This window comes from Anaerohalosphaeraceae bacterium (genome assembly GCA_037479115.1).
GTDB lineage: Bacteria > Planctomycetota > Phycisphaerae > Sedimentisphaerales > Anaerohalosphaeraceae > JAHDQI01.
In genome coordinates this window covers 21,751-31,524 of the sequence record JBBFLK010000029.1, presented here as the reverse complement: position 1 = coordinate 31,524, position 9,774 = coordinate 21,751, and the positions used below count along the sequence as shown (strand labels likewise).

Sequence of the window (9,774 nt, the reverse complement as noted above, 5' to 3'; positions counted from 1 at the left end):
TCCCCCCGAAAGCCCCTGCCATTCCCGCAAAGGCCTCGGTCATTCCCGCAAAGGCCTCGGTCATTCCCGCGAAGGCCTCGGTCATTCCCGCGAAGGCGGGAATCCAGTCTTTCCCCCGACTTGTCCTTCGAAGCTTCAGCGAAGAGCGAAAACGGGCAGCATCGAATAGCCCCGCCCGCAAGGGCGGGGAAAAAAGAGAATGAAAACCCTATCCACATTTTCCCCGGGCTTACGCCCGAGGCTATTTTCTCATATCAGACCTCCATCATTCCTACGTATCCTCCGTCTTTCCCCCCGAAAGCCCCTGCCATTCCCGCAAAGGCCTCGGTCATTCCCGCAAAGGCGGGAATCCAGTCTTTCCCCCGACTTGTCCTTCGAAGCTTCAGCGAAGAGCGAAAACGGGCAGCATCGAATAGCCCCGCCCGCAAGGGCGGGGAAAAAAGAGAATGAAAACCCTATCCACATTTTTGCCCCCGCAGATTCCTTTCATTCCCCCGCAACCCCACCTTCAGACTGGAACTTTTTCTTTTCGGCGGTATAGTACAAGACCTATGAACGAACTGCTCAAGCAATTGATTCGGGCCGCACCGACGGCCGACAACGGGGAACGCAGGGCCGCTGAGGTGCTCGTGCGGTATTTCCGGACTCACGGCATCCAGGCCGATGCAGACATCTGGAACGAAAACCGAGCCAACGTCATTGCCCGCCTGCCCTCCACCGGACAGAAACCCGGCCTGCTTCTGGCCGCCCATCTGGATGTGGTGCCGGCGGACCCATCCCAATGGACCTTCGAACCATTTGCGGGCCTTGAACAAAACGGACACATTTTAGGCCGCGGCGCTGTCGATATGCTCGGCGGTCTGGCCGCTGCGTCGGCGGCACTCGCCGAAATTGCCTCCGCCGGCCTGGCGCTGCAGGGTGATGTCATCCTGGCCGCAACCGCCGGCGAAGAAACCGACAGCTGCGGAGCCAACCGCTTTGTTCAATCCGCCGCCCAAACAATCGGCCCGCTGGCCGGCATCATCCTGCCCGAACCGACCAATCTGAAAATCCTCACCGCTCACCGCGGGCTGCTCTGGCTGCAAATCACCACATACGGCCGCAGCGCCCACGGCTCGATGCCCAAACAGGGCATCAACGCCATCGAAAAAATGCTTCCGCTGCTCAATCGGCTTTTCGGCTGGTCAATCCCGCAACCCCCGCACCCTCGTCTGGGGCCCTGCACGATGAGCATCAATCAGCTCCACGCCGGAACAGCCCCCAACATCGTTCCCGATACCTGCCGGCTTCATTTGGACATCCGCACCCTGCCGGGCCAGCCCCAGCAGTCCGTCATCCAGCAAATTCAAACTTTCCTCGAGGAGCAAAAAGCCCGGGACCCCAACTTCCGAGCCGAGGTTTCCATCCTCCGCCAATGTGAAGCAATGGCAACACCGCCGAACAGCCCCTTTGTCCAAACCGTCTGTCGTGCCGTTCAAACCAGCCAGACCGACGTCGCCGTCTTCACAACCGACGGCCCGCATTTCCTCCCGCTGTGCCCGGACATCATCATCCTGGGCCCCGGCAACCCAACCGCCTGTCATAAACCCGACGAAGCCGTCAACATAGATGATTTGGCCGCTGCCCGGCGAATGTATGTGCAAATCATCCGGGCTTTGGCGCAATAAAAAAGGCAAGAGCCAAATCCTCTTGCCTTTGGATGTGTCTGTATTTGGACAGAACTATTCTGCGGCCGCTGCCTTTTCCGCCGGTTTGTATTTGCGTTTCAGCGGCTTGACAACCAGACCCTGACGAATCGCCTTGGCCGAGACCGTAATCCGGCAGACCTTGCCGTTGACAACCGCCCGAACCTTTTGCGTATTCGGTTTGAATTTCCGTTTGGTAATGCCGGTGATTTTCCGACCGACACCGCCCAGATATTTGGCCTTACCGCGACGAGCTATGCTGCGTCCGGTGCTGGTCTTCTTGCCCAGAAAGAAACATTCTCTACCCATACATTTGCTCCCGAAAATCGCTTGTCCGGCTGGCCCGGACGGTTATCTATTTCTTACATGCTTCCGGTAAAGCCTTACAAATATAGGATTTTTCAGGGTTTTTGCAAGTATTTTTCATCGTTTTTTTTCGAAAACAAATCACAGAACCTTTGCCGATACTGTTTTTTCTTGATTTCCGCATCGGAATCCTTACCCTTCCCGGATATGCAGAACGAAGCAATGGAAAGGCCCAAAAGAGTCCTGATAACCGGCTGCTCCAGCGGGTTCGGCCTTCTGACGGCCGTCGAAGCCGCTCGAGAAGGGTTTGATGTTATTGCCACCATGCGGAATCTCGACAAGGCAGGCCCGCTTCGGCAAGCCCTTGAAAAAGCGAATCTTACAGCCAGAATCGAACGGCTGGATGTCACGGACCCTGCTTCCATTGAAACGATAGTACAGCAATTCTCACCCATAGATGTCCTGATTAACAATGCCGGGATTCTGATTGCCGGCTCATTTCTGGACCTCACCGAACAGGAATGTGACAAAATCTTTCAAACCAATTACTTCGGACCGGTTCGCCTGACCCGCGCCGTCGTACCGCAAATGATTCAGCGAAAAAGCGGCCGCATCGTCAACATCGCCTCGCTGGCGGGCCTTATCGGCCACCCCTTTAACTTTGCCTACGCCGCCAGCAAACACGCCCTCATCGGCTTTACCCAGTCTATCCGCGTGGAACTGGCCCCCTTCGGCATCGATGTCGTCTCCGTCGAGCCCGGCTATCACAAAACCGAAATCATCGGAGCCAACGCCAATCAGGCCGAACATTTCTATGACCGAACCAGCCCGATGTTTGAATGGAACCGCGGCTTTCTGAAGGCGATGTTTGAGGAGATTCTGCCCCGTGCCGGCGACCCGCAGCAGGTAGCGGACCTGATTGTCCGCATCATCTCCTGCGAAAAACCCAAAGCCCATTACATCATCGGAAAAGATGCCGCCTTTGCCATGACCTTCAAGTCGCTGGGCCTCTGGGGTTGGCTTGAAAAACAAATCATTCGAAAAATCCGAAAATACCGCCGGCTTGAAAACCAGCGCGAACAGGAGAAAAGAAACCGGCGGAAACAATCCGCCTCCAATTGTAAGTAAGGATTCACTTTATGTCGTACCAGCCCGCCGAAAATCGTTATGCAAAAATGGAATACAGGCCCTCCGGTACAAGCGGTCTGCGTCTGCCGGCGCTTTCGCTGGGCCTGTGGCACAATTTCGGCGACGTGGACGACTTTCAGACCGCACGCCGAATGATTCTAACGGCCTTTGACAACGGCATTACGCACTTTGACCTGGCCAACAATTACGGCCCGCCCCCCGGCTCCGCCGAACGAAACTTCGGAAAAATCCTCAAAGAAGACCTGGCCGCCTGGAGAGACGAACTCATCATATCCACCAAAGCGGGCTACTATATGTGGCCGGGGCCCTACGGCGACGGCGGCTCCCGAAAATACCTGATGGCCAGTTTAGACCAGTCTCTGAAGCGGATGGGGCTGGACTATGTGGATATCTTCTACTCCCATCGCCCCGACCCCAAAACCCCCTTAGAGGAAACCTGCGCCGCGCTCGACCACATCCTCCAACGGGGAAAGGCCCTGTACGTCGGATTATCCAACTATCCCGCCGACCAGACCCGCAAGGCCTTTGAATGGCTGCAATCCTGCGGCCACCGCCTTCTGATTCATCAGCCCAAATACTCGATGCTTGTACGGGATATCGAAACCAACGGCCTGCTCGATACCCTCGGCACCCTGGGCGTCGGCTGCATTGCATTCTGTCCGCTGGCTCAGGGGCTTTTGACTGACAAATACTTAAAAGACATCCCCGCTGACTCCCGTGCCGCCAAACCGCACGGCTTCCTGAAGAAAGAACAGATTACCGAGGCCCTTCGTGCAAAATTGGTTCATCTGAACGAGCTGGCCCGCCGCCGCGGACAATCGCTGGCTCAAATGGCCCTCACATGGGTCCTTCGAGACAGCCGCATCACCTCCGCCCTCATCGGAGCCAGCCGACCGGAGCAGATTCTTGAAAATCTAAAAGCCCTCACAGCCCCTCCCCTGAATCAGATTGAATTGGCCGACATTGATGCCGTGCTGAAAAGCACCTGACCGATTCCCTTCAGGATTGAATCAGCTTCTCCTCTTTGGCTCCTGCCGCCCCGACGGCCTCCAAAAACCGCTTAAGAATCCTCCGTTCCAGCCGGCGAATCTGAATCGGCTCATCGGAGTCCAGCGGAATCTGTCCGCCCGCATAGCTCGGATGCCCCCCGCCGGTGCCTTTGCGGCCGATCACATGCCGAATCACTTTATCCGCCCGAGGCGGCTCCGCACTCGTTCGAATCGATATCAAAAACCGCTGTTCAAAAAAACCGTAGCAGACAGACCAGTCCGTCTCATCGTCCCGCAGCAGCAAATCCGCAATCTCTCCTATCATATCCGGATTGTCCACTTTCCCCAGCCCTGTTACAACAGCCGGACCATACACCCGCGCATTGCGAAGACCGTCGCTGAGCATCTGAAAATAGCTGCGTTCCACCCGGCCTCGCTGAATCTGCGCGAGAATCCGTTTGTTGGCCAGCGGATACACCGCCATCACCGCATTCAAATCCGCCTGCGTGGTATCCCGTCCGAAATCCTGCGTATCTGAGCGAATCGCATACAAAATCGCCGTGGCCAGTGTGCTGTCGATTTCAATCCCCGCCTCCTGAAGATATTCATACAGAATTGTAACCGTCGCCCCGTACCGGCTGCGTATATCCGTAAAGCGGCACTGTCGAGTACGCCGGCGGCACTTGTGATGGTCAATCACAATATCCGGCTCCATTTCCGCCGGCAGACAATTATTGCCGGTTCCCGGCTGTGTATCCACCATCGCTATCAAATCGTAGCTGTTGAAATCAACCTCCGACGCCGCCCGCAAATTGACCGATAAATAGCGAACCAGCGCCCGATTTTCCGCTCGCCCGATTCGTCCTCCGTACACCAGCGAACAGGCAATGTCGGCCAGCGAATTCGCCAGCTTCCGCAAAAGCAGTGCCGATGCAATGGAATCCGGGTCCGGATTATCCTGAAGGACCACCAGAAGACTCTGATTGCCCTTGAAAATCTCCCGCAGCAGTGACAATTTTTTCCGGGTTTTCCGGCCGGCGGATATAGACAGACTCATGAACGGATGCTCTCCTTAAATTACATCAAGCGGTTTCCTGGATTTTTTTCGCGGTTCCACCGGCTGATTGTCTTTCCAGCCCCACAAACGAACAGTCCCGTCGGGTTCGATCCGGAGAAAACTGTTTCGAAGCCCTACCCAGCAGCCGCTGTTGCAGTACCAGCCGTTAATCAAAACCGCATGATGGGTATGCCCTGCCACCAGCACATCATACCCGTTCTCCAGCCGGTCCCGCTGGTACAACGCCAAAATTCCCTTTTCTCTGGCCGGGTCCTGAGCCGGCGTCAACGACTCGTTCATCCGATGCCGCGGCTGACGGACCCGACTCCGCTCCAGCAGATTCACCGAGTTGTTCCACATCCACATGAAACTGCGCCCCATCCGCAGCAAGGCCCTTTCGCTTAGTCCCCCTGCCGAAAGCAGCGGCGAACCTTTTCGGTCCTCTATCATTCCACACAAAATCGCCAGTACACGCCCCCATCGAGGGGTTCCATCCCGATTAAACGGGTCCAATTCATGCCCATGCATAAACTTAAACCGCCGCATCCCTATCGTCCGTTCAAACGGACGCGTCATCCGCTCAAAGAACGGATGGGCCAGAAGCCCTGTGCCGATTAAATCCTCCAAATCTGCATCGTGATTGCCGACAACATAGATTGCTCCCATCCGGGCAAACCGCTCCAGAAAATCCATTCGACGGACAATTACACGCCCCACGTTCGCCTGCCAGAACTCAAACAAATCCCCCAAAATAAACAATTCTCCACCCTCTTGCTCCACATAATCCAAAAAACGACTGAACTGCTCGGCTTTGTGGTCCGCCGCAAAATTATCCCGCGGCCCCCCATCCCCCATATGCAAATCGCTCACGACAAAAATGGGTCTGTCTTGACTCATTCCTTGCTCATCTGCCTTCCAGCCAACCTGCAGGCCGACACGATAAGGACTGCTTGCGCTTCTCCGGCGGTAACGGCTTGTCGGCTCGTCTATAATATGGTTTAATCAAAAAAATGACAGCAAAACAACAAGAATTCTCTGTTCTTATCTACGGTGCCGGTGCCGTGGGGTTGGGAATTGCCTCCTGCCTGCTGAAAGCCGGGATTCAAACCTCTCTGCTGGCTCGTCCCCACACCGCCGAGCCGCTTCGGCAGGAAGGCCTGTTCCGAAAAGGAATCTTCGGGGAAGCCTTTTTCCCGCCGACCGCATTCCGGGTCTATGAATCCCTCGAAGAAATCCCGGACAGCCGGTACGATTTTATTCTCGTGTGCACCAAATCCAGCGACACCCAAACGGCGGCGAAAAATTTGTCCGCCCATTCGAAACTCGTCAAGTCCAACGGCCTGATTATCCTTTTTCAAAACGGCTGGGGAAATGCGGAAACTTTTTCCGACTTTTTCCCTCGACAAATCATCTTTAATGCACGGGTCATCACAGGGTTTATTCGTCCCAGCCCGAATGTGGTCGAGATTACCGTTCATGCCGATGCTATTCATATCGGCTCACTTTTCGGCGAATCGCCCGAACCGCTCATCCCTCTTTGCCGGGCCGTTTCCGCCGGTGGAATCCCCTGTCAGACAACCGCTCAAATCGGCAAAGACCTCTGGGCCAAAATGCTCTACAACTGCGCTCTCAATCCGCTGGGGGCTGTCCTCGATGTCCCCTACGGCAAGCTGGCCGAACACCCCTCGACCCGACAAATCATGAATGAACTCATCGAAGAAACGTTCGACGTGATGCAGGCCTGCGGCTGGAGCACCCATTGGAACACTGCGAAAGATTTTCAGGAAGCCTTCTACGGTCAAATGGTCCCCGCTACAGCCGCACACCGCTCTTCGACGCTGCAGGACCTCAAGGCGGGCAAAAAAACGGAAATTGAAGCCCTCACCGGTGCTGTCCTCCGACTCGCTCAAAAACACCGACGCGCTGTTCCCTGCAGCGCTTTTTTATATCATTTGATTGATTTTATCGAATCCCGGAACAATCAGAATCCGCGGAACGGTTAGTCCAGTCGAATTCCCCGCTGATGCAGCCAGTTTTTCAGGTCGCTCAGCTCTGTATCAAAAATCTCGTTGTCATAGATTTCTTCCAGCTGCTGAATCCGGGCCGCCAGCTCCGGCTGCTGCTGAACCAGTTCTCCGACCTTGCGTTCAAACTCGTCGCTGAGCGTTCGCAAATCCTCACAGGACAAATGCAGTTCCAGCAGTCCGGAAATGCATCGAACCGCCGCCTCCACCGCCCGCGGATTATAGCCCTGCAGATAAGCCGGTATCTCCGCCACCAGAACAAACATGTCCAAATCCGCCCTGGAGGCCCGCCACGTCAGGTATGTGGCAAACCCCGCCGGCCCTTCATACCGGCTTAATCGAATGCCGATGCGCTGCATTCTGGCCCGAAGGGCGGGCTGAGAGACGGAAGCCGTAAATTTCGGCTCCCGGCTGTGAGGCGTCAGGCCTGCTACGCTTCCGACAAAGAAAATCTGTTTGACATCAAACCGTTCACACAAATGAAAAATGCAGTCCGCAAAACATTCCCACCGTACATTCGGTTCCTTGCCGGAAAACAAAATCAGGTTGTGCCGCGGTTCGGCAAAAAATGTATTGTTTGGAAAGGAAAAGTCCTCAATCAGCCCCTCGTCAATCTTGACATGCGGACGAAAGACGCCGGCCGTTTCCATCGTACCCGGCATTTGAAACACATAAAACGGCTCCGGATCAATCGAAGCGAACGGAACCGCTCCCAGCGTGACCCGCAAATAATCCACCAGCCCCGTGGAGACCTCCCCCCCGTCCATCCAGCCGTCAAAGCCGAGAACCAGAGTGGGTGCCGTTAAGTCCGGATTATGATAGATGCGAAGCCGTTCTACGCTCATTCCGTCTCCTCACTGTTTCTGACCGTTATTGTAAAGATTTCTTCGAAAATCGCCAGCAGAAAATCCGCCGGTTACCGATTCAAATACCGCCGCAGAAAATGCCGAATCGAATCGAATGCAAACCGCTCCAAATCAATCTCCTCCCGCTTCAGTCGCAGAAGACTGCGGATTTCCTCGCGGGCCTCCAGACCGGACCAGTCGGAAACCCGGCAGACAAAGGCCAGGTCTTCCGTGGCGTAATGCACCCCCTTATACAGATAACGATTCGGAGCAGACCCGAAATACTCCAGCTGTTCGACCTTTAACCCCGTTTCCTCCTGAACTTCGCGCCGAACGGCCTCTTCCGCCGACTCCCCCGGGTCCACAAAACCGCCCGGCAAATCCAGCATCCCTTCTTTGGGCTTGTGGTCACGAACCGTCACCAGCAGCCGGCCCTCTTCGTCTTCAATCAGGGCCACTACAGCCGCCGCGGTATTCAGATAAAACTCCAGCCCGCACTCCGTACAGACATACGCACTCTTTTTATGCACCTTCAGCGCCCGGGCACTGCACAGCGGACAGTACAAAAAGACATTCCGATTCTGATAAGCAATCATCCAATCCATAAGGAAATGTTCCTCGAGTGATTTCAGAGTCCAACACCCGCGATAATCGCTCCGCACTGCGGGCAGGTTCCGTCTTCAATGATATTGCTTTTCACCGTAAACCCCACCCGGTCAATCAGAAGAAGCCCGCAGCTGTAGCAATACGTTGACTCCGCTCGAATCCCCGGAACATTGCCGATATAGACATACCGCAGCCCCGCCTGACGCCCGATATCATACGCCCGCTCCAGCGTTTTCTGCGGCGTCGCCGCTCGGTCGTCCATCTGATACTGCGGGTAAAAGCGGCTCACATGCCAGGGGACATCCACAGAGGCCTCCTGAGCAATAAACTCCGCAATCGCCCGCAGCTCCTCTTCCGAATCATTCTTGCCCGGAATCACCAGCGTTGTAATCTCCATCCAGATATCCGTCTGTCGGGCAATCGTCCGAATCGTCTCCTTGACCGGCTCCAGCCGCGCCTTGCACAAATCCCGGTAAAACTCTTCCGTAAACGCCTTCAGGTCAATGTTGATTCCGTCCAGCCACGGACGGACAAACTCAATCGCCTCCGGACTCAAGAAACCATTGCTCACAAAGACATTCGCCAGCCCCATTTGTTTGGCCAGCTGGGCGGTTTCCGCACACAGCTCCATAAACACTGTCGGTTCCGTATAGGTGTAGGCAATACTCGAACAACGGCTTCGAACCGCCGCATCCACAATCGCCTTCGGAGAATAATAAGACCCTTCAATCGTTCCAATTTGCGGCATCTGGCTGATCTGCCAGTTCTGACAAAACACACACTGAAAATTGCATCCGGGAGCTGCAATCGAAAAACTTTTTGAACCCGGCTGAAAATGAAAGAGCGGTTTCTTCTCAATCGGGTCCGGATTGGCGGCGCACAGTTTGTCATAATTCAGCGACACCAGCACCCCGTTGATATTTTTGCGGACTCGGCATCGCCCTGTCTGGCCGGCTGGAATCCGACAACGCCACGCACAAAGTCGGCACTGAACCGTCCCGCCGGCTTCCCCCTCCCACAACACCGCACGCTTATACAATTCCTGATGGTGCTCCATATCGTGCCTCTTTCCGGGCTTCCTGATTATTCCACCTTCATTTTAGGGGTTTTTCC

At 55.3% G+C, this 9,774-nt stretch carries 10 protein-coding genes; 4 read left to right on the top strand and 6 right to left on the bottom strand.

Translation table 11 applies throughout. The features are described 5' to 3' along the window. Positions 1-551 precede the first annotated feature (551 nt). Entirely contained in the window at positions 552-1,667 is a 1,116-nt protein-coding gene (locus tag WHS88_11440) for a M20 family metallopeptidase (GenBank protein MEJ5260791.1), read from the top strand. Between the two features lie 54 nt (positions 1,668-1,721). Here the strand turns inward: WHS88_11440 and rpmB are convergent, their stop codons facing one another. Next, positions 1,722-1,994, bottom strand: coding sequence for a 50S ribosomal protein L28 (gene rpmB, locus WHS88_11435; protein MEJ5260790.1), 273 nt, complete (start codon positions 1,992-1,994; stop codon positions 1,722-1,724). Between the two features lie 204 nt (positions 1,995-2,198). Between rpmB and WHS88_11430 the strand changes: the two genes are divergently transcribed. Continuing rightward, a complete protein-coding gene (locus WHS88_11430) occupies positions 2,199-3,119 on the top strand; it encodes an SDR family oxidoreductase (GenBank protein MEJ5260789.1) in 921 nt (306 codons plus the stop codon). An 11-nt stretch (positions 3,120-3,130) separates the two neighbouring features. Then, positions 3,131-4,129, top strand: a complete 999-nt coding sequence (mgrA, locus tag WHS88_11425) for an L-glyceraldehyde 3-phosphate reductase (GenBank protein ID MEJ5260788.1) — start codon at positions 3,131-3,133, stop codon at positions 4,127-4,129. 10 nt (positions 4,130-4,139) lie between these two features. Here mgrA and WHS88_11420 read toward each other — a convergent pair whose 3' ends face one another. Beyond that, a complete protein-coding gene (locus tag WHS88_11420; GenBank protein ID MEJ5260787.1) occupies positions 4,140-5,186 on the bottom strand; it encodes a DHH family phosphoesterase in 1,047 nt (348 codons plus the stop codon). A gap of 15 nt (positions 5,187-5,201) precedes the next feature. Then, positions 5,202-6,083: a UDP-2,3-diacylglucosamine diphosphatase gene (locus WHS88_11415; GenBank protein MEJ5260786.1), complete on the bottom strand. Its 882-nt coding sequence runs from the start codon at positions 6,081-6,083 to the stop codon at positions 5,202-5,204. A 113-nt stretch (positions 6,084-6,196) separates the two neighbouring features. Between WHS88_11415 and WHS88_11410 the strand changes: the two genes are divergently transcribed. Then, positions 6,197-7,189 carry a 2-dehydropantoate 2-reductase gene (locus tag WHS88_11410; GenBank protein MEJ5260785.1) on the top strand — a complete coding sequence of 331 codons (993 nt, stop codon included), beginning with the start codon at positions 6,197-6,199 and terminating at the stop codon, positions 7,187-7,189. Here the strand turns inward: WHS88_11410 and WHS88_11405 are convergent. From WHS88_11405 to amrS, 3 genes are all read right to left on the bottom strand, one after another. Further along, on the bottom strand, positions 7,186-8,055 hold the full coding sequence (locus WHS88_11405; GenBank protein ID MEJ5260784.1) for a PAC2 family protein: 870 nt from the start codon (positions 8,053-8,055) through the stop codon (positions 7,186-7,188). The two genes, WHS88_11410 and WHS88_11405, sit on opposite strands and share 4 nt — an antisense overlap. A 71-nt stretch (positions 8,056-8,126) precedes the next feature. Next, complete coding sequence (locus tag WHS88_11400; GenBank protein MEJ5260783.1) at positions 8,127-8,660, bottom strand: NUDIX domain-containing protein; 534 nt, start codon at positions 8,658-8,660, stop codon at positions 8,127-8,129. A 23-nt stretch (positions 8,661-8,683) separates the two neighbouring features. Continuing rightward, the gene (gene amrS / locus WHS88_11395; GenBank protein ID MEJ5260782.1) at positions 8,684-9,718 is read right to left on the bottom strand and encodes an AmmeMemoRadiSam system radical SAM enzyme; all 1,035 of its coding nucleotides are present in this window, start codon (positions 9,716-9,718) and stop codon (positions 8,684-8,686) included. Between the last annotated feature and the right edge of the window lie 56 nt (positions 9,719-9,774).

What these genes read in the sequence shown, in the direction of transcription:
- WHS88_11440 (MEJ5260791.1), top strand. Translation starts at nt 552, where the DNA reads ATGAACGAACTGCTCAAGCAATTGATTCGGGCCGCACCGACGGCCGAC.
- rpmB (MEJ5260790.1), bottom strand. Translation starts at nt 1,994, where the DNA reads ATGGGTAGAGAATGTTTCTTTCTGGGCAAGAAGACCAGCACCGGACGC.
- WHS88_11430 (MEJ5260789.1), top strand. Translation starts at nt 2,199, where the DNA reads ATGCAGAACGAAGCAATGGAAAGGCCCAAAAGAGTCCTGATAACCGGC.
- mgrA (MEJ5260788.1), top strand. Translation starts at nt 3,131, where the DNA reads ATGTCGTACCAGCCCGCCGAAAATCGTTATGCAAAAATGGAATACAGG.
- WHS88_11420 (MEJ5260787.1), bottom strand. Translation starts at nt 5,186, where the DNA reads ATGAGTCTGTCTATATCCGCCGGCCGGAAAACCCGGAAAAAATTGTCA.
- WHS88_11415 (MEJ5260786.1), bottom strand. Translation starts at nt 6,083, where the DNA reads ATGAGTCAAGACAGACCCATTTTTGTCGTGAGCGATTTGCATATGGGG.
- WHS88_11410 (MEJ5260785.1), top strand. Translation starts at nt 6,197, where the DNA reads ATGACAGCAAAACAACAAGAATTCTCTGTTCTTATCTACGGTGCCGGT.
- WHS88_11405 (MEJ5260784.1), bottom strand. Translation starts at nt 8,055, where the DNA reads ATGAGCGTAGAACGGCTTCGCATCTATCATAATCCGGACTTAACGGCA.
- WHS88_11400 (MEJ5260783.1), bottom strand. Translation starts at nt 8,660, where the DNA reads ATGGATTGGATGATTGCTTATCAGAATCGGAATGTCTTTTTGTACTGT.
- amrS (MEJ5260782.1), bottom strand. Translation starts at nt 9,718, where the DNA reads ATGGAGCACCATCAGGAATTGTATAAGCGTGCGGTGTTGTGGGAGGGG.